The sequence below is a fragment of the Bradyrhizobium sp. CCBAU 051011 genome (genome assembly GCF_009930815.1).
Taxonomy (GTDB): domain Bacteria; phylum Pseudomonadota; class Alphaproteobacteria; order Rhizobiales; family Xanthobacteraceae; genus Bradyrhizobium.
The window spans coordinates 1,463,113-1,481,049 of the sequence record NZ_CP022222.1 but is presented as its reverse complement, the minus strand read 5'-3'; the positions used below and the strand labels follow the sequence as shown (position 1 = coordinate 1,481,049).

Annotated in this window: 17 protein-coding genes; 11 read left to right on the top strand and 6 right to left on the bottom strand. The window is 64.4% G+C overall.

The window, feature by feature from the left end; all coding sequences use genetic code 11:
- Nucleotides 1-97: 97 nt before the first annotated feature.
- The 3 genes from ACH79_RS06995 to ACH79_RS06985 all read right to left on the bottom strand — a co-directional run bounded on the left by ACH79_RS06995 (nt 98) and on the right by ACH79_RS06985 (nt 4,900).
- Nucleotides 98-1,567, bottom strand: coding sequence for a D-alanyl-D-alanine carboxypeptidase family protein (locus tag ACH79_RS06995; protein WP_161850358.1), 1,470 nt, complete (start codon nt 1,565-1,567; stop codon nt 98-100).
- A gap of 226 nt (nt 1,568-1,793) precedes the next feature.
- A complete protein-coding gene (locus ACH79_RS06990; RefSeq protein WP_161850357.1) occupies nt 1,794-3,572 on the bottom strand; it encodes a glucan ABC transporter ATP-binding protein/ permease in 1,779 nt (592 codons plus the stop codon).
- A 251-nt stretch (nt 3,573-3,823) separates the two neighbouring features.
- Complete coding sequence (locus ACH79_RS06985) at nt 3,824-4,900, bottom strand: ABC transporter substrate-binding protein (RefSeq protein ID WP_161850356.1); 1,077 nt, start codon at nt 4,898-4,900, stop codon at nt 3,824-3,826.
- A gap of 243 nt (nt 4,901-5,143) precedes the next feature.
- Between ACH79_RS06985 and ACH79_RS06980 the strand changes: the two genes are divergently transcribed.
- From ACH79_RS06980 to ACH79_RS06950, 7 genes are all read left to right on the top strand, one after another.
- Nucleotides 5,144-5,536, top strand: coding sequence for a hypothetical protein (locus ACH79_RS06980; protein WP_161850355.1), 393 nt, complete (start codon nt 5,144-5,146; stop codon nt 5,534-5,536).
- 119 nt (nt 5,537-5,655) lie between these two features.
- Nucleotides 5,656-6,132, top strand: a complete 477-nt coding sequence (gene hisE, locus ACH79_RS06975; protein ID WP_161850354.1) for a phosphoribosyl-ATP diphosphatase — start codon at nt 5,656-5,658, stop codon at nt 6,130-6,132.
- 63 nt (nt 6,133-6,195) lie between these two features.
- Nucleotides 6,196-6,777 carry a YqaA family protein gene (locus ACH79_RS06970; RefSeq protein WP_161850353.1) on the top strand — a complete coding sequence of 194 codons (582 nt, stop codon included), beginning with the start codon at nt 6,196-6,198 and terminating at the stop codon, nt 6,775-6,777.
- 112 nt (nt 6,778-6,889) lie between these two features.
- The gene (locus tag ACH79_RS06965) at nt 6,890-7,399 is read left to right on the top strand and encodes a hypothetical protein (protein WP_246738460.1); all 510 of its coding nucleotides are present in this window, start codon (nt 6,890-6,892) and stop codon (nt 7,397-7,399) included.
- A gap of 215 nt (nt 7,400-7,614) precedes the next feature.
- Nucleotides 7,615-8,583 (top strand): nitronate monooxygenase family protein, encoded by a 969-nt coding sequence (locus tag ACH79_RS06960; RefSeq protein WP_161850351.1) that lies wholly within the window; start codon nt 7,615-7,617, stop codon nt 8,581-8,583.
- Between the two features lie 47 nt (nt 8,584-8,630).
- Nucleotides 8,631-9,368 carry an SDR family NAD(P)-dependent oxidoreductase gene (locus tag ACH79_RS06955; protein ID WP_161850350.1) on the top strand — a complete coding sequence of 246 codons (738 nt, stop codon included), beginning with the start codon at nt 8,631-8,633 and terminating at the stop codon, nt 9,366-9,368.
- Between the two features lie 120 nt (nt 9,369-9,488).
- Nucleotides 9,489-10,262, top strand: coding sequence for a thioesterase family protein (locus ACH79_RS06950; protein WP_161850349.1), 774 nt, complete (start codon nt 9,489-9,491; stop codon nt 10,260-10,262).
- A gap of 161 nt (nt 10,263-10,423) precedes the next feature.
- Here the strand turns inward: ACH79_RS06950 and ACH79_RS06945 are convergent, their stop codons facing one another.
- Together ACH79_RS06945 and ACH79_RS06940 are read right to left on the bottom strand one after the other, a co-directional pair.
- Nucleotides 10,424-11,992 carry an ABC transporter substrate-binding protein gene (locus ACH79_RS06945; protein WP_202639187.1) on the bottom strand — a complete coding sequence of 523 codons (1,569 nt, stop codon included), beginning with the start codon at nt 11,990-11,992 and terminating at the stop codon, nt 10,424-10,426.
- A gap of 59 nt (nt 11,993-12,051) precedes the next feature.
- A complete protein-coding gene (locus ACH79_RS06940; protein WP_161850348.1) occupies nt 12,052-12,594 on the bottom strand; it encodes a hypothetical protein in 543 nt (180 codons plus the stop codon).
- 605 nt (nt 12,595-13,199) lie between these two features.
- Here ACH79_RS06940 and minC point away from each other — a divergent pair.
- The 3 genes from minC to minE are packed head-to-tail and all read left to right on the top strand — an operon-like array spanning nt 13,200 to nt 15,028.
- Nucleotides 13,200-13,898, top strand: coding sequence for a septum site-determining protein MinC (gene minC, locus ACH79_RS06935; protein ID WP_161850347.1), 699 nt, complete (start codon nt 13,200-13,202; stop codon nt 13,896-13,898).
- Between the two features lie 21 nt (nt 13,899-13,919).
- Entirely contained in the window at nt 13,920-14,735 is an 816-nt protein-coding gene (gene minD / locus ACH79_RS06930; protein WP_161850346.1) for a septum site-determining protein MinD, read from the top strand.
- The gene (minE, locus tag ACH79_RS06925; RefSeq protein WP_202639186.1) at nt 14,732-15,028 is read left to right on the top strand and encodes a cell division topological specificity factor MinE; all 297 of its coding nucleotides are present in this window, start codon (nt 14,732-14,734) and stop codon (nt 15,026-15,028) included. The genes minD and minE overlap by 4 nt, the downstream gene beginning before the upstream one ends.
- Nucleotides 15,029-15,164: 136 nt before the next feature.
- On the opposite strand, the gene ACH79_RS06920 is transcribed toward minE, so the two are convergent.
- Nucleotides 15,165-16,727, bottom strand: coding sequence for an AMP-binding protein (locus tag ACH79_RS06920; RefSeq protein WP_161850345.1), 1,563 nt, complete (start codon nt 16,725-16,727; stop codon nt 15,165-15,167).
- A 99-nt stretch (nt 16,728-16,826) separates the two neighbouring features.
- Here ACH79_RS06920 and ACH79_RS06915 point away from each other — a divergent pair, with 99 nt between their 5' ends.
- Entirely contained in the window at nt 16,827-17,807 is a 981-nt protein-coding gene (locus tag ACH79_RS06915) for a nitronate monooxygenase family protein (protein ID WP_161850344.1), read from the top strand.
- The last annotated feature ends 130 nt before the right edge of the window (nt 17,808-17,937 follow it).

Sequence of the window (17,937 nt, the reverse complement as noted above, 5' to 3'; positions counted from 1 at the left end):
ATGGCAAGCGGCTGCGCGCTATCGACGCATTGGAGTGAGCTGGAATAGTTCGGCCGAACGGCAGCAAAACTGCCTAATTGCACCAGTTTGCAGGCCGTTAACCAGCCGGCTTGGTTTCACCCTTGGGTTTAGCGGCGGCGTTCGGCTTGGCCGGCTTCGGCGCCGGCTTGTCCCCCACGGCTGCAGGCTTGGCGGCTACGGGCTTGTCGGCGACGGGCTTGGCGGCCGCGGGTTTGGCGGCTGGCTTTTTTTCGGCCGATGCGGCGGCCGGGGTCGGCTTGGCGGCAACCTCCGGCTTGGCGTTCGCATGCCTGACCGCAGCAGGCTTGGCGGCCGGCTTCGCGCTGGCTTCGGCCTTTGGCGCCGCGGCGTCAGGCTTCTTCGCCGCGATCTTCGATTTCTTGCCGCGCTTTGCCGACGACGCCTGCTTCTCGGCCTCCGCCGCAACGGCTGCGATCAAGGCGGCGCCGGTCTTGGTCGGGCCGGTATAGACCGGAATGGGCTCGGACGGCTCGGCCGCGGCCGCCAGCAACTCGGACGGCTTGCCCGTCGGCGGTTGCAGCCCGGCGGTGAAGAACGCCACCGCCGTTTCACCGGCCGAGGCGTTGCCGTTGGAGGCGACAACGTCCGCGTCCTCGTCGGTCGCCGGCCGCTTGCGCTTGCCGTTGCACATCTCCTCGCGCAGGTTCGGCGGCGTCGCATCGACGGGGACCAGATTGTCGACGGTGCCGAGCGCGGGCTTCAGCCAGCCAAGCCCGCCGCCGAAGCCGCGCTCCAGCAATTGCGCCGCGCGCACCGCCCGCTGGTGTCCCGAAGAGGAGCCGAGCACCACCGCGATCAGCCGCTTGCCATTGCGCGTCGCGGAGGCGACCAGATTGTAGCCGGAAGCGCAGATGAAGCCGGTCTTGAAACCGTCGGCGCCGGGATAGCGTCCGATCAGCTTGTTGAAATTCTGCGTCACCCTGCGGCCGTAACGGATCGAGGGGATATGCATAAAGTATTCGTATTCGGGCAGGTCGCGGATAACGGCGCGCGCCAGCATCGCAAGATCGCGCGCCGACGTGACCTGTCCGTCTGCCGGCAGCCCGTTCGGGTTGACGTAGCTCGTCTGCGTCATGCCGAGCCTTTGGGCGGTCTGGTTCATCATACCAGAGAAACCGTCGACCGACCCGCCGACGCCCTCGGCGAGCACCACGGCCATGTCGTTGGCCGACTTCACCATCATCATCTTCAGCGCGTTGTCGACGGTGACCTGGGTGCCCGCAGGAAAACCCATCTTGGAAGGCGACTGCGAGGCGGCGACCGGCGACACCGTGAGCAGCGTGTCGAGCGAGAGGCGTCCTTCCTTCACCGCCTTCAGCGTGACGTAGGCGGTCATGATCTTGGTGACGGAAGCCGGATACCAGGGCATCGTCGCGTTGTCAGCCTGCAGCACCTTGCCGGTGTCGGCCTCGACGACCAGCAGCGCTTCGGCGTGCGCGGCGCGCGGCGTCACGACGGCGAACGCCGCCGCAACAAGAATCCAGGTGAGCGACGGGCTGCAAAGCAGCGGGCGAAGAAAATGCACTTTTCCGTTCCGGTCCTTTGAGACCCGCCTTCGAAAAGGAGGTCCTTGAGATCTAGTGTTCGGGTTTCAAGCGTGTCCGGCGCCGTTGCTCTGCGGCGAAGCAAACCTATACCGGCTTGGCTATTCAGAACAGGGGCCGGGCAATTAAATCGTGGACGAAATCGTGGCAAATTCGGCGGTATTTGACCGTGACGGCGCTCACGCAGGTTCCTGGCTCACCCCAGTCTTATTTGACCTCGATTCCGGCGCGGGCACTCTCCTGCACCATGAACTGGGCCCTTGCGAGTTCCGCAAAACGACCGCCCTTGGCCACCAGTTCGTCGAAAGTTCCGCTTTCGATCACCCGGCCATTGTCGAACATCAGGATCCTGGTGGCATTGCGGATGGTCGAAAGCCGGTGCGCAATCACGAAGGTGGTGCGGCCCTTCATCACCTCGTCGAGGGCAGCGTTGACCTTGGCCTCGGTCACGGCGTCGAGCGCGCTGGTGGCCTCATCCAGGATCAGGATCGGCGGGTCCTTCAACAGCGCGCGGGCGATCGACAGGCGCTGGCGCTCGCCGCCGGACAGCATGCGGCCGCGCTCGCCGGCATGAGTGTCGAACTTCTTTTCGCTGCGCTCGATGAAGTCGAGGGCCTGCGCGCGGGTTGCGGCGAGGCGCATTTCCTCCTCGGTCGCATCGGGCTTGCCGACGAGCAGATTGTCGGCGAGCGAGCGGTTGAACAGCAGCGCCTCCTGGAACACCACGCCGATGTTCCGCCGCAGCGCGGTCAGTTTCAGGGCGCGGACATCCATGCCGTCGATCTTGATGATGCCGGATTGCGGATCGAAGGCGCGATGCAGAAGCGCGATCGCGGTCGATTTGCCGGCGCCGGTCGAGCCGACCAGCGCGATGGTCTGGCCGGGCAGTGCCGTGAACGAAACGTCTTCGACCGCGGGCCGCTTGCCGTCGTAGGAAAACGAGACGTCGTGGAATTCGACGAGGCCGGAGAGTCGTCCGGTATCGACAGCGCCGGGCCGGTCGCGCACCGCCGGCACTGCGTCCAGCACGTCGAAGAATTCCTGCAGGCGTGGCGCCTCCATGAACACGCTGTTGATGAAGCTCACCACCTGTTCGAGCTTCTGGATCAGCATCGTCGCAAAGCTCACGAACATCACGATCTCGCCGACCGTCGTCTGTCCCTGCGCGTGCAGGTAGATACCGACGGTAAAGATCGCGAGCACGGTGATGGTGGTGGAAGCGCGGGTGATGACGGTGACCAGCGCCCACCAGCCCAATACCGGCATCTGTGCGGCGAGCAGTTTGTCGGCGACGAAGCGCAGGCCCTGCACTTCGGCATCGATCCGCACAAAGCTCTGCACCAGCGCGACGTTGCCGAGCGCGTCGGACGCGCGCGCGGATAGATCGCTGTACTGCGCCTCGACCTCGCTCTGCATGCCGTAAGTCTTGCGCACCACCAGCGTGGTCAGCACGGTGAATACGACGCACAGCACGAACAGCAGGATCGCCAGCCGCCAGTTGATGTAGAGCGCGAGCGGCAGCAGCACCACCAGCGACAGGATCGCCGCAAAATGCTCGCGGAAGAATCCGAGCCAGAGCCGCCACAGCGCGTCGGTGCCGTTCAGCATCACCTTCATCAGCCGGCCGGAATGGGTGCCGGTGTGGAAGGTCAGCGGCAGTTGCATGATGTGCTCGAAATAATCGGTCAGCACCGCCTGGCGCTGCCGGTGCGCCAGCTTGTCGGCATGGAGCGCGACCAGGGCGCTGCACGCGATGGTGAACAGGCCGAACGCCACCCACGCCGCCAGCAGCGGCCATGCCGAATTCGTTGCCAGCGGCCCGGTCTGCGGCTTGCCCGAAAGCACGTCGACGATCTTGCCGAACAGCACCGGCTCGGCGAATTGCGCGCCTGCCAGTAGCAGGTTGGCGACGGCGAGAATCCAGCCCAGCCGCGCCTCCTTGCCGAGCAGCTCGAGGACGCGGGTGTAAAGGCGTAGCACGGACATCAGGGGAAAGACTCAATGGAAGCGATCAGCGGCCACTATACTAATCAGGGATCGCGGTAGAGAACCAGAGCGGGATGAATTTTGTTCCGGTCGCTGCGGACACACGCCCACCAGCCTCATCCTGAGAAGCCGCGAAGCGGTGTCTCGAAGGATGGGCCGCGGGTGCTGTTGGGGCCTTATGGTTCGCCCGGCGATGCGCGGCGTCGTCCGGAGACGCTTTGCGCCTCCTCACCATGACGGACCAGTTTTATTCAATTAATCAGCCGCCCGTTGAGCGGCGGCAGGAACTGGTCGTCGAAGATATCCGACGCCTGCGGCCGCTTCTGAAACTTGAAATCCTCCGCGACCTGATCGATCGCGCGTTCGAAGCGCGCCGGATCGATCGCGCCGATGCCGTTGCGTTTCACTTCGCTGGTCAGGATGTTGTCGCGCAGAATGGTTTGCAGGCGCTCGAGCTCAAGGTCCTTCGCGCCGCCGTCCATGCGGTTGGCGACCTCCGTCGCGGCGGCTGCGGGGTCCTTGACCGTGAGATTCAGGCCGCCGATCACAGCTCGCACGAAGCCTTTCACCGCCTCGGGCTTGGCGGCCGCCAGGGCCGGATTGACGATAATGGCGAAGCCATAGGCCTCGCAGCCATAGTCGGCGAATTTCAGCACCGCCAGATCGTCGGCCGGCACGCCGCGGTCTTTCAGATTGATCGCCGACAGGTAGGAGAACCCGGTCACGGCATCGATCTGGCCCGCCGACAGCATCGGCTCGCGCACCGCGGCGCTGATGCTGCTCTGCTTCACGTGCTTGAGCTTGATGCCGTTCTGTTGTGCCACCGCCGGCCACAACCGGACGGACAGGTCGCCTTCGGCGACGCCGAGGGTCTTGCCGTCGATGTCCGACAGCATGCGGACGCCGCGGCTCTTGCGGGCGATGATGGCATAGGGCGCCTTGTTGAACAGCGCGAACACCGCCTTGATCCGGGGGCCGCCCTGCTTGTCCTTGTCGCGAAACCGCATCAATGCGTTGATGTCGACCATCGCGAAATCGCTGGTGCCTGCCGCGACGCGCGCGATCGCGTCCGATGATCCGCTGGCAATATTGGTCGTGACCGCAAGTGCCTCGGCGCTGAACAGGCCGCCATTGGCCGCCATCACGAACGGCGCCGCCGCGGCATCGATCGGCCGGTCGAGCGAGAACTGGATCTGGAGCGGGGGCCGGGGTTCGTCCGCGGCGCGGGCGCTGTTCGCCGCAAACCCCACGACGGCGCACAGGCCGGCAAGGTAAGCCAGGAGAACGCTCAGACGAGAGCGGATGGCGTTGGTCCTGATCGCACGCATCGAGATTACATCAGCACGAGGTGGGACAAGTTGCCGCGCCGGCGATGTCTGTTTGATGACATCGCTCACGGCATGAATCGCCCTTGGGCGAACCAGTGTGCAGCATCTAACCTGAACGGTCGATGACTGCCATGATTTTGCCCGAGATCGTTCAGCTGCCGTTCGGGTTGGGGAACCTAATATGCACCAGTGGGTTAGCTATCGAGGGCCTGTCAGGCCACAGCTCCCACGGAGGATGTTGAGATGTTTGCGCGAAAAGGTGTGTTTTCATCGATCGGCCGCGCCGGCGCGGTAGCGACGGTTGTAGCGGTGGCGTTGACGGCAGTCGCGCCGACCACGACGTTCGCCGGCTCGGCGCCATCGAGCAAGGGCGTCACGGCCTCGACCGGGACCAGCGACGCGACCGACATCAGTGCACGCCGCAGGTATTATCGCGGTGGCGGCGGCGGAGCTGCGGCAGCGGCGGCGTTCGCCGGCATCGTCGGCACCGGGCTTGCGATCGCGGCCACCCAGAACCGCCGCAACTACTACTATGACAACTACGGCTACTATGGCGGTGGCCCGGTCTATTACGGTAACCCGCATTATTACGGGCCCCGCTACTACGGCGGCGGCCCCTATTATGGCGGTTGGTAAACCGCGACTTCCACCGACCGTTAAAGATGAATCCACCGGCCGGACAGCCGGTGGATTTTTTTGTGGTTGTAGGCCCGGCCGTTAACACGCCGGCCACGGTATTGCATTAGGTTCGAAGAATGAGTGATTCGCTGGAGCGGCTTTATCAGGCTGTCATCGCGGCCCGGGACCTCGATCCGGCAACGTCGCGCACGGCCCGGCTGTTTCAGCGCGGCCCCTCCAAGATGGCCAAGAAGCTCGCCGAGGAAGCCATTGAAGTCGTGATCGACGCCGTCAACGGCAAGACCGACGCGGTGATCCGGGAGAGCGCAGATCTGCTCTACAACCTCACCGTTCTCTGGGCATCGGCCGGTGTGAAGCCCGAGGACGTCTGGAGCGAAATGGAGCGGCGCGAGGATCTGCTTGGCATCGCCGAGAAGCTGCCGAAGGCAAAAATGCCCAAGGCCGTTGCGGGCAACGCAGTGGTCGGCAAGGCGTCGCCTAAGCCGTTGCCCAAGACACTGCCCAACGAGACACTGCCCAAAGCGACGGCGTCCCCCGCGGTCCGGCGGCGAATTGTCGCGTTGGAAGGCCGCGGGCTCCGTAAACGGCATTAATTCCGCTCGAAATCCCTATTATTCCGGCATGGACAAATCCGCCGCAGGATGGTTCATGCGCGCATGCTGAAACGGACCTACGACTGGTGCATCGACGCCGCCGACAAGCCCTATGCGCTCTGGATCATGGCGGCCGTATCCTTTGCGGAAAGCTCGTTCTTCCCGATCCCGCCCGACATCATGCTGCTGCCGATGTCGCTGGCCAGGCCGAAGAAGGCTTGGTGGTTCGCGACCGTTTGCACGATCGCGTCCGTCGCCGGCGGCGTGGTTGGATACGCGATCGGCGCGCTGCTCTACGATTCGGTCGGGCACTGGCTGATCACCGTCTACGGTCTCAGCGACAAGGTCGAAACCTTCCGCGCGTCCTATGCCGAATGGGGCGCGGTGATCATCCTGCTGAAGGGGCTGACGCCGATCCCCTACAAGCTCGTGACCATCACCTCGGGATTTGCCGGCTACAACATCTGGCTGTTCATCCTGTGCTCGATCGTGGCGCGCGGCGGGCGGTTCTTCGTGGTCGCAGTCCTGCTCAACCGCTATGGCGACCTGATTCGGGCGGAGCTGGAAAAGCGCCTCGGCACGTGGGTGGCCATCGGCGCCGTCGTCCTGGTGCTCGGCTTCTACATCGCCTTCAAGCTGGTCTAGTGCTTTGCCGGCATCCCGGCTTCAGGTTACGTTCGGTCCTATGCCCGGTTCAATCGGCCGTTTGATCAGGTTATGCGGGACGCAACTGGCGACCGCGGGCCTCGTTGCACCCATGCTGACGATCGCTCCCGAAGCCGGCTGGCCGCAGGGCACTCCACAGCCCTCGCTCGGCCTGCAATCGCCCGCCCAGCAATCGGTGCCGGCCCGGCCCGAGCCGCAGCAGATCGAGCCGCCGCCGTCCCCGCGCGACGAAAACCCGGGCCTGATCAACGAAATCGGAAAACTGTTCGAGAAATCCAAATCGCTGCTGCCGCCGCTGAGGAGCCCGGGCGAAACCATGGACGACGCGGGCAACAAAGGTGCCGGCGACAGCCTTTCGAACTTGGCCAGGCCCTCGATCATGGTGAGCGGGCGGGCGGCGTGTCTGGTGGCAGCCAACGGCGCGCCGGACTGCAAGGCTGGCGCCGACCGGCTGTGCCAGAGCAAGGGCTACAAGGAAGGCAAGAGTCTCGACACCGATGCCGCCGAGAAATGCTCGCCGAAAGTGTACCTGCCGGGCTACAAACGCCAGGCCGGCGACTGCAAGACCGAAAATTACGTGACGCGGGCGCTGTGCCAGTAGCCTACGATCCCGAAAGCCCCGCTTGGCTCATGACGCGGGAAAGAAGATCGTGAGCAAACAAGACGTTAGCGCGGGAAGACCGGGTTGCATAAAACTCAATGCGGCAGCGCGAAAACGCAATACTTGACACTGGAAAGATTGCCTTGTTGGTATGATGCCCGGCATCTCTACGGCGATGCCTCACCCGCTCGAATGAACCTGAAGGATCGCTTCGTATGTCCATGCCCGCGCTGTTCAAGGGCCGCCTGTCGATACCCGTGATCGGGTCGCCGCTGTTCATCATCTCCGTGCCCGATCTCGTGATCGCCCAGTGCAAGGCCGGCGTCGTCGGATCGTTTCCGGCGCTGAATGCGCGCCCCGCCTCTCTGCTCGACGAGTGGCTGGCGCGGATCACGGAAGAACTCGCGGCGTACGACAAGGCGCATCCGGAGCGGCCCTCGGCGCCGTTCGCGGTGAACCAGATCGTTCACAAATCCAACAACCGGCTCGATCACGACCTTGCGGCCTGCGAGAAGTACAAGGTGCCGATGCTGATCACCTCGCTCGGCGCGCGCGAGGAGCTCAACAAGGCCGCGCACAATTGGGGCGGCATCGTCTTCCACGACGTGATCAACCAGAAATTCGCGCACAAGGCGGTCGAGAAGGGCGCCGACGGCCTGGTCCTGGTGGCCGCCGGCGCCGGCGGCCATGCCGGCACGATCTCGCCGCTCGCCTTCGTCGAGGAGACGCGCTTCTGGTTCGACGGACCGATCGCGCTGTCGGGCGCGATCGCCAATGGCCGCGCCATCCGCGCAGCGCGTATTCTCGGCGCCGACTTCGCCTATATCGGCTCCGCCTTCATCGCGACCCAGGAAGCCAACGCGGTCGAGGCCTACAAGGAGATGATTACGTCCTCGTCGGCGGAAGATATCGTCTATTCGAACCTGTTCACCGGCGTACACGGCAACTACCTCAAGCCGTCGATCGTCAAGGCCGGTCTCAATCCCGACGATCTGCCGACCTCCGATCCCTCCAAGATGAGCTTCGGCACCGACGCCTCCGGCGAGCGCACCAAGCCGAAGGCATGGAAGGAGATTTGGGGCTCGGGCCAGGGTATCGGCGGCATCGGCAAGGTGGTGCCGGCGGCCGAACTGATCGCGCGCTTCAAGAAGGAATATGACGAGGCGGTCGATCCCGCGCTGTAACGCGTCTTGCGGGCGCGCGCCCTGTCGTGAACACGACGGAGAAAGCGATGACAGCCAAACAGGATCTCAGCGCGCATGTCGCGCTGGTGACGGGCGCATCCCGCGGCATCGGCGCGGCGATTGCACGGACGCTTGCGCAAGCCGGCGCCGCGGTTGCGGTCAATTACCGCGAGCGCGCCGCTGATGCCGATGCGGTCGTTGCTGACATCAAGGCAAGCGGCGGCCGCGCTATCGCCGTTGCGGCTGACGTCTCGCAGGCGGCGGCCGTTGCCGGCATGGTCGAGCAGATCACTTCCGCGCTCCGCCCGATCGACATTCTCGTCAACAATGCGGGCGTCGCGATGGTGCGTGGCGTCGACGACCTCACCGAAGATGATTTCGACCGCACCATCACGGTGAATCTGAAATCCGCCTTCCTGTGCACGCAGGCCGTGCTGCCGGCGATGCGGGCGCGCAAATGGGGCCGCATCGTCAACATCTCGTCAGGTGCGGCGCGCGGCGCCGGCGCCATAGGTGTGCACTACAACGCCTCCAAGGCCGGCATGGAGGGTCTTACGCGCGGCTATGCGGCGCGGCTGGTCAAGGAAGGCATCACCGTCAACGCGGTGGCGCCGTCGCTGATCGAGACCGATATGATGGGCGGCCGGACCGACCTCGCGCGCAACATCCCGCTCGGGCGCATGGGGCAGGCCGACGAAGTGGCACAAGCCGTCGCGATGGTGCTCGGCAACAGCTACATGACCGGACAGACCATCGTCCTCAATGGCGGCATGGCGTTCATTTGACTCGCTGTCTTGCTCTTCACCTCCCACAGATGATGCACACCGTCCTGCCCGCTGCAGCCTCGACTCGTTCCGACGAAGCAGGCAGAAGCTGTTCCCTTGATCGACAGGACCTCTCACGCAATGGATGCCATCTTTCGCGTTGACGGCAACGACGTCGTCACCAGCCCTTTTGCCGCAGGGCCATGGGACCCGAGCATGCAGCACGGCTCGCCGCCGGCGGCGCTGGTGGTGTGGGCGGCCGAGCGGATTCCGACGCCGGTCGCCATGCGTATCGCGCGCGTGACCGTCGACCTGATGCGCCCCGTGCCTGTGGCGGCGCTGACCATCGAGACCGAAGTGCTGCGCGAGGGGCGCAAGATTCAGCTCTGCGCCGTCAGGCTGTTGGCTAATGGCGTGATCGTGGTTGGCGCGACCGTGCTGAAGATCAAGGTGCAGACTCATGCTTTCCCGCCAGAGGCCGCGATCGAGCCGATCGAACTGCCAGGGCCGGATCAATCGCGCGTCGAGCCTGCGGATTTTTCTTCTTCGCCCTTCGTGACCGGCATGTCGCTGCGCGCTGCCCGCGGCCGGTTCGGCGCGCCGGGCCCAGGCGCGATCTGGTACCGCGTCGATCGGCCGATCGTGGAGGGCTCGCCGGTATCGCAGGCGATGCGGGCGATGGCGGCGGCGGATTTTTGCAACGGCACCTCGGCCGTGTTGGATTTTCGCGCGTGGACCTTTCTCAATGCCGACCTGACGGTGAATTTTTCGCGGGAGCCGGAGGGGGACTGGATACTGCTCGATGCCGAATCCTGGATCGGCCCCGATGGCGCGGGGCTCGCAATGGCGCGGCTCGCCGACGCGCGCGGCTATTTCGGCCGCGCCATCCAGAGCCTCGTCATCGAAAGGCGCTGACCCTGCGTACCGCTACCTTTTCGATCGCGGGCGAACTTGGCTATTCAAGATCGACCGGCTGAAAACGACCGCTCTCGTCGAGCGCCGTGCCCCAGATCTTGTGCGAGGCCGTGTGATCGGAGCGGCCGAAGCCGAGTTGTACACCGAGGCTCGTGTCTTGATCATTCGAGGTCGAGCGGCTGGTAACGTCCGCTTTCGTCGAGGGCCGTACCCCACACCTTGTTCGAGGCCTGGTGCTCGGAGCGGCCGAAGCTCAGCTGGGTCCCGAGACCGAGGTCGAGATTGCGCATGGTCTCCAACGTGTCGATCAGCTTCTCCGTATCGAGCTGCGGGCCGGTTCGCTTAATGCCCGCGATCAGGACGTTGGCGGCGACATAGCCCTCGAACGAAACGTAGTCGGGCGCTTCGCCGGGGAAATATTTGGCGAGCGCGTTCTTGTATTCGAGCACGGCTGACGAATAGCCCGACACCGCCGGCACCACCTGCGTCACGATCACGCCGTTGGTGTAGCGCGGTCCCAACAGCTTCAGTTCTTCGGCCAGCGCGGTGGAACCGACGAACGAGACGTTGGAGTAGATCAAGCCGGGATAGACATCGCGCGTCTTCTCGATGAACCGCGCCGCGGCCCGATAGGTGGCGACCATGACGACGGCCTTGATCGGCGGCTTCGCAACCTTCAACTGGTTGATCGCCTCGTCCACGTCGACGGTGTTCCGCGCATAGTTGAGCCGCAGGATGGCGCCGTCGTTTGCCCCCATCGCGCGGAACGCCTTGGCGACCCCCTGAAATCCGGCATCGCCGTAGGAATCCTGCTGCGCAAACACTGCGATCTGCCGCGGCTGCAGCCGGCGGATCTTGACGAGGTAGCGAACGACAGCGTCGGTTTCCTGAACGTAGCTGGCGCGATAGTTGAAGACGTAGCGATCCGGCGGATCGTTGCGCAGGATGTTGGCGCCGGTGAACGCCCCGAAGAACAGCATCCGGCGTTCGAGCGCGTAGGGAATCGCGACCGCGGCGGTCGGCGTGCCGACATTGCCGACGATGCCAAACACCTGGTCCTTTTCATAAAGCTGCTTCATGGCCTCGGCAGTGCGCGAGGGCTCGTAGCCGTCGTCTGCGGCAAACAGTTTGAGCATCCGCCCGTCGACGCCGCCGGCATCGTTGATCCGGTTGAAGGCGGTTTCGATGCCGAGCTTCATCTGACGTCCCAGCTCGCGGGCCGAGCCGGAGAAGGGGGCTGCGATGCCGAAGCGAATTTCCTTTTCGCCGATGCCGCGCGGCAGCGGCCCGGCCGGCACGTTGGCGGTCGGCGCGGTCGCCGCATTCGCAGCCGTTGCCGCCGCGGCAGGCGAGGGGCCGATGACGCTGGAGAGGCTCGGTCCCGAGATCGAGCGCTCGAGATCGGCGAGCTGACGGTCGGCCCGGACGCAATCGATCTTGCCCGAGGTAACGGCGGTGCGGCCGTCGGCGACGCTGCGATCGAACACCTGGGTGAGATCGGAACGCTCGGCCTCGTTCGACGAGGCCTCCCGGATCACCTGCGAAAACTTGTCGACGATGGTCTGGATGCGGGGACGCGCAATGTCGCGGCAGGCCTGGGCCGAGCCGATCACGGGGCCGACGCGGCCTGCAAGATCGCGCACGATCGCGATTTCGCCGGCTGCCTGGGCGCTGCCTGCGATGCCGAGGAGCACGGCACCGACCAATAAAGTGATCCGATGCGAGGTCATGGCAAACTCCTTGAGAACAAGATCACAGAAAGCCGGGCATTATCGGCCCGCCGTCTGGATCATGGGGTGGTGCGTTGTGGCGTGGCCTGGTCCGGCTGTTCACGCCACTGCATGAACTGCTTGAGCAATTGCGGCTGATCCGACGATGCCGGAGCGCTCGGCGGCGTGGAGGCTAGAAGGGCCTGGAATTCGCTGATCGCAGGTTTTGGCGAGGTCTCGCCTGACTGGAACAGGGCAGCCTTGATCGACTGTACGATGCCGGTGGACGTCGACGGCTCACCGTCGCTTTGCCGCGATCCCGGCACGGCGCCGACGAAGAACAGCGCCACGAGCGCTGCGACGCCGATGGCGCCAGCGAAGCGTGCCGCAACGCTCCACAATGCCTTCTTCGATTCAAGGCCGGGTTCGCGCATGATCTCGGGATCGAGGGGGTGGCGCAGCGCATCGGATACGGCGCTCTCGAGCTGGGTATCGAACGACGCCGGAGAGAACGGTGTATCGGGGTTTGCCGCGCGCGCCGCCGACCGCTCACGTAGCGAGCGCGGTGCGTAGTACAGGGGATCGCGGGGATTGATGTGGTCCTGCTCACTCACACTACTCATACGCTCACTCCTCATGACGCTTGGCGGGTGACCCGGCGGATTGTCCCCCGGCGAAACGGCGTTGGACGTGTCGGACAGGAGTTCCAGGTCACGGAAGAGGCGCGCGGGATCATCCACGCCCGCTTCCTGTCCGCTCCCGAGCTCGGTTGGAAGATCGGAATCAGGGTGCGAGGCGTCGTCCTTCTGTTCGACGCCACTTGTCTGCGAGATCACGTCTCGCGGCCACACCCTGCTCACGGCTTCCACAGCCTCGTCCCCTGCCGGCAAATGTCCGTCTGCCCGACGGAATGGAACTGCCGGATACCAAGATTCCGCCACCACACGTAAGTTTGTTTAAGTTTGTTGGAACCGCGCGAGGACTAATTTAGGTCGGAAACGTGACGAAAGTAAGTTGAGCTCCCGTTAACTACAACTCACAGGACCCCTGTTTTCAAAGGCTTTTGGCATCGGCCCCGCGTGTCCGGAAGCAAGAACCGGCCACAAATGCGCCGGATTCGTCGATCGTTTCGCCGTTTTCTGCGCGCAGCGCGGGTTTTCGCATTAATTACTCGTTAACCAAGTTCGCCGCATTCTTAACCATTCACTAAGAAAGGCGAGTCGAACACATGGACGTCCGAGCGGATACCACGCGTCAACTGGTCCGGCTGCGCGGCCGTTCGTATGTCGCTTTCGTATTCAGCCCCGTCGTGCCGATCGTGGAATGGCTCGCCGAGATCGACGCCACGCTGGCGCGCTCGCCCGGCTACTTCGTCGGCAAGCCGATCGTGCTCGATCTCTCCGCCGTCGATCTCAGTAGCGCCGCCATCGGCCATCTGCTCGGCAGCCTCGGCGAGCGCAACATCCGTGTTCTCGGCATCGAGGGCGTGGAGGAAGAGCGGCTGGCAGCGAACATGCCGCCCTTGCTGACCGGCGGCCGCGCCTGCGTGATCACGCGAAACGAGCCGGCGCAGAAGTCGGAGCCCGAGAAGCCGAAGCCGACCTCGCTCTTGCTCGAAACCCCGGTGCGCTCCGGCCAGTCCATTGTCTTCATGGAGGGCGACGTAACGGTGTTGGGTTCGGTCGGGTCGGGCGCCGAGATCGTCGCCGGCGGATCGATCCACGTCTACGGTACGCTCCGCGGTCGCGCGATGGCGGGCGTCAACGGCAATTCCAACGCGCGGATCTACTGCCAGAGGATCGAAGCCGAGCTGCTGGCCATCGACGGCTACTACCAGACTGCAGAAGAAATCGACGACTCGCTTCGCAACCGCCCGGCGCAGGCCTGGCTGGAAGGCGACACCATGAAAATTACCCCGCTGAATTAACCGGCTCTAAGGAGATCAAGTATGGCCAAGGTCCTGGTCGTTACCTCAGGCAAGGGAGGCGTTGGAAAAACCACCTCGACCGCCGCGCTCGGCGCGGCGCTTGCGCAAGGCGGACAAAGCGTCGTGGTGGTGGATTTCGACGTCGGCCTGCGCAACCTCGATCTGGTGATGGGCGCCGAGCGCCGCGTGGTGTTCGACCTCATCAACGTGGTGCAGGGCGTTGCCAAGCTGCCGCAGGCCTTGATCCGCGACAAGCGGCTGGAAAATCTCTGGCTGCTGCCGGCTTCCCAGACCCGCGACAAGGACGCGCTGACCGACGAGGGCGTCGGCCGCGTCATCGGAGAGCTCAAGAGCCGGTTCGACTGGATCCTGTGCGACAGCCCGGCCGGCATCGAGCGCGGCGCGACGCTCGCCATGCGCTATGCCGACGAAGCCGTCATCGTCACCAATCCCGAGGTTTCCTCGGTGCGCGATTCCGACCGCATCATCGGCATGCTCGATTCGAAAACGGTGAGGGCGGAGCGCGGCGAGCGGGTGGAGAAGCACGTGCTGATCACCCGCTATGACCCGGCGCGCGCCGCGCGCGGCGAGATGCTCAATATCGACGACATCCTGGAAATCCTTGCGACGCCCTTGCTCGGCATCATCCCCGAGAGCCAGGACGTCCTGAAGGCGTCCAACGTCGGCACACCGGTGACGCTCAACAACGCGGACAGCGCGCCGGCCCGCGCCTATATCGATGCCTCACGCCGCCTGATGGGCGAGCAGGTCGCCATGGTCGTGCCCGTCGAACGCAAGGGCTTCATGGATCGGCTGCTGGGACGGAGGGCTGCATGAGCATGAGGCTGCTGCGGCTGTTCGGCGGCCGCGAAGCAACTGCCCCGGTTGCGCGGGAGCGGTTGCAGATCTTGCTGGCGCACGAACGAGGGCTGCTCGGCCAGTCGGACCTTCTGGTTACGCTGCGTGAGGAAATTCTCGCCGTCGTGTCGAAGCACGTGGCGCTCGATCCGGACAAGGTGCTCGTCAAGCTGGAGCGGGGCAAGACCGTCTCGACGCTGGAAGTCGACATCGAAGTGCCAAACAATTTCGACAAGTCGAAAGCGATTGCTGAAAGGCGCATGGCCGGCTGAACGTCAACGCGACGTGGTGCGCCGGTGATCCGGGGCCCAGCACCACGGTACGCTGCAACTATAGGTCCCGGCTCTGCGGAGCAGCGTGAAGAACGCTGCACCGCGTCCGGGACACGATCGCTTCGCTGAGCGACCGCTATCCCACTATCCGCTCGCGGCCGGTCCAGAAGCTGGCCTTCAGCACCTTCTTGTCGACCTTGCCGACGCCGGTCATCGGCAGCTCGCTAACGAACTTGATGTGTTTGGGCGCGTGCGCCGGGCCTTTCTTCGCCTTGACGAGGTTGATCAACTCGTCCGCATTCGGCCGCGTGCCCTCGCGGGCGACGATCACGGCGGTGACGGCCTCGCCCCATTTGTCGTCCGGCACGCCGACGACGGCGACCATGGCGACGTCGGCGTGCTGCGACAGCACATCCTCGACTTCGCGCGGAAAGATGTTGAAGCCGCCGGAGACGATCATGTCCTTCTTGCGGTCGAGGATGAACATGTAGCCGCGTTCATCGACGCGCGCGATATCGCCGGTGTGCAACCAGCCGTTCTTCAGCGTTTCCGCGGTCGTCTCCGGCCGCTTCCAATATTCGGCCATCACATGCGTGCCGCGCACGCAGATCTCGCCGGCTTCGCCGGTGGGGACTTCCTGATCGTCATGGTCGAGGATCTTCACCTGGCACGCTGCGATCGGGAATCCGCAGGACAGGAATAACTCCGGCGTCCTGGGATCGTGGTCTTTTCTGCGCAGCACCGACACCGGATAGCATTCGGTCTGGCCGTAGAGCTGCGAGAACACCGGCCCGATCCGCTCGATGCCCTCGACCAGCCGGCTCGGCGACATCGCAGACGCGCCATACAGCAGCAGTTCGAGCGAGGAGAGGTCGGTCCTGTCGAGCGCGGGATGATCCAGCATGACGTAGATCATCGTCGGCACGAACAGCGTGAAATTGATCTTCTCGCGCTCGATGGTCTTGAACACCGCCTCGGGATCGAAGCCTTTCAGCATGTGCACAGTGCCACCGCGCATCAGCGTCGGTAGCACCTTTGTGCCCGCGACGTGGCTGATCGGCGCGACAGTGAGATAGCGCGGAGTATCAGGGATTTCGAAATCGGCGAGGATCGCATTGGCCCAACCGCCGTACTCGCGATGATAGCGCAGCGCGCCCTTGGATTTGCCGGTGGTGCCGCCGGTATAGTTGAGGGTCGCGATATCGTCGGTACGGGCAAAACTCTGCGCCGTGGCGCTGCCGGCGGCCTCGATCGCCTGCAAGAGGTCGGTGCCATAGCTTGCAGGGCCGAGCGTGAAGACGGTCTTCAGGCCCGACGCCCTGGCGGCGAGCTCGCCGCCGCGATCGCGGAACGTTATGCCATCCACCACCAGCATCTGCGCCTCGGAATCTTCCAGTTGAAACAGCTGGTCGTCCAGCGAGCCCAGCGGATGCAGCCAGGTGATTGCGAATCGCGACAACTGCGCGGCGCAGCCGGCGCACCAGATGTCGGCGCGGTTGGCGGTGAGAAAGGCGACGCGGGTGCCCGGCGCAAAGCCTAGCTGCATGAACACGGCCTGCATGCGCCCGATCATGCCGGTCGCGCCGCGATAGGTCATCGATCCGCCCGGCCAGGCGAACGCGGTCCGCTCGGGGTAGCGCGCCAGCGCCCGCAAAGTTTGCTCGCACGCCGCCGGAAACGCATAGAGCGGATTGCCCATCTTTATTCCTCCCGCTGCTTTGTCTTTGGCTTTTGCCGTGCCAATGTTGGCGGCAACGCTAGCACAACAGATGCGCTGCTCAAGCCGGGAAGAAACGCCTTGCCATCCGCCGATTTGCTTTCGCGCTTTCGCGACCGCCTCAGCCTGCCGCTGATCGCGGCGCCGATGTTTCTCGTCTCTGGTGTCGAGCTGGTGGTAGCCGCCTGCCGCAACGGCGTGATTGGTGCGTTTCCGACGGTGAACTGCCGCAGCCCCGAACAGCTCGATGAATGGCTGACGGATATCGATGGCCGGCTGAAGACGCATGCGGATGCCAGCGGCAAGCCAGCCGCGCCGGTCTGTGCGAATTTGATCGTGCACCGCTCCAATGCGCGGCTGGAGCAGGATCTTCAGGTGCTGCTGCGGCACCGGCCCGAAATAGTGATCACCTCGGTCGGCTCACCGGCGCCGGTAATCAAGCCGCTGCATGAGGCCGGCGCGCTGGTGTTGGCCGATGTCGCCTCCATCCGTCACGCCGAGCGCGCGGTCGCCGCCGGCGCGGACGGACTGGTGCTGCTGACGGCAGGTGCCGGCGGGCAGACCGGCTGGCTCAATCCCTTCGTGTTCGTACGCGCGGTGCGCGCCTTCTTCGATGGACCGCTGGTGCTGGCAGGCGGCATCGCCGATGGCCACGCCCTGCGCGCCGCCGAGGCGCTCGGTTGCGACCTTGCCTATATGGGCACCAAGTTCATCGCCACCCGCGAGAGCATGGCGGATGAGAGATACAAGCACATGCTCGTCACCTGCAGCGCCGACGACGTGCTGCTGACCACGGCGTTCACGGGATTGCAGACCAACATGCTGCGCCCGTCGATCGAGGCGGCCGGCCTCGATCCCGATGATCTGCCGCAGCGTGGCGCGATCGATATCGGCAAGGACATCGATATCGGCGCGCGCGAAAATCGCCCGAAGCGCTGGAAGGACATCTGGAGCGCAGGGCATTCCGTGTCGGGCGTGGGCGAACTGCTCTCTGCCGACGAGATGATCGCTCGCACGGTCGCGGAGTATCGCGAAGCTGCGGCCCACGTGCGGCTTGGCTAGGGCGAGAGGCTCGCGCCTTTCAATCAATTCGCAGCAATTGCGGAACTCTGGCGATCAAGCGCGATACCAAGAATAAATGCCAAGAGAAAACCGCCGCAGTGGCAAACTTCCGACACAAGATCACGGCGAA

What these genes read in the sequence shown, in the direction of transcription:
- ACH79_RS06990 (WP_161850357.1), bottom strand. Translation starts at nt 3,572, where the DNA reads ATGTCCGTGCTACGCCTTTACACCCGCGTCCTCGAGCTGCTCGGCAAG.
- ACH79_RS06985 (WP_161850356.1), bottom strand. Translation starts at nt 4,900, where the DNA reads ATGCGTGCGATCAGGACCAACGCCATCCGCTCTCGTCTGAGCGTTCTC.
- ACH79_RS06980 (WP_161850355.1), top strand. Translation starts at nt 5,144, where the DNA reads ATGTTTGCGCGAAAAGGTGTGTTTTCATCGATCGGCCGCGCCGGCGCG.
- hisE (WP_161850354.1), top strand. Translation starts at nt 5,656, where the DNA reads ATGAGTGATTCGCTGGAGCGGCTTTATCAGGCTGTCATCGCGGCCCGG.
- ACH79_RS06970 (WP_161850353.1), top strand. Translation starts at nt 6,196, where the DNA reads ATGCTGAAACGGACCTACGACTGGTGCATCGACGCCGCCGACAAGCCC.
- ACH79_RS06965 (WP_246738460.1), top strand. Translation starts at nt 6,890, where the DNA reads ATGCTGACGATCGCTCCCGAAGCCGGCTGGCCGCAGGGCACTCCACAG.
- ACH79_RS06960 (WP_161850351.1), top strand. Translation starts at nt 7,615, where the DNA reads ATGTCCATGCCCGCGCTGTTCAAGGGCCGCCTGTCGATACCCGTGATC.
- ACH79_RS06955 (WP_161850350.1), top strand. Translation starts at nt 8,631, where the DNA reads ATGACAGCCAAACAGGATCTCAGCGCGCATGTCGCGCTGGTGACGGGC.
- ACH79_RS06950 (WP_161850349.1), top strand. Translation starts at nt 9,489, where the DNA reads ATGGATGCCATCTTTCGCGTTGACGGCAACGACGTCGTCACCAGCCCT.
- ACH79_RS06945 (WP_202639187.1), bottom strand. Translation starts at nt 11,992, where the DNA reads ATGACCTCGCATCGGATCACTTTATTGGTCGGTGCCGTGCTCCTCGGC.
- ACH79_RS06940 (WP_161850348.1), bottom strand. Translation starts at nt 12,594, where the DNA reads ATGAGTAGTGTGAGTGAGCAGGACCACATCAATCCCCGCGATCCCCTG.
- minC (WP_161850347.1), top strand. Translation starts at nt 13,200, where the DNA reads ATGGACGTCCGAGCGGATACCACGCGTCAACTGGTCCGGCTGCGCGGC.
- minD (WP_161850346.1), top strand. Translation starts at nt 13,920, where the DNA reads ATGGCCAAGGTCCTGGTCGTTACCTCAGGCAAGGGAGGCGTTGGAAAA.
- minE (WP_202639186.1), top strand. Translation starts at nt 14,732, where the DNA reads ATGAGCATGAGGCTGCTGCGGCTGTTCGGCGGCCGCGAAGCAACTGCC.
- ACH79_RS06920 (WP_161850345.1), bottom strand. Translation starts at nt 16,727, where the DNA reads ATGGGCAATCCGCTCTATGCGTTTCCGGCGGCGTGCGAGCAAACTTTG.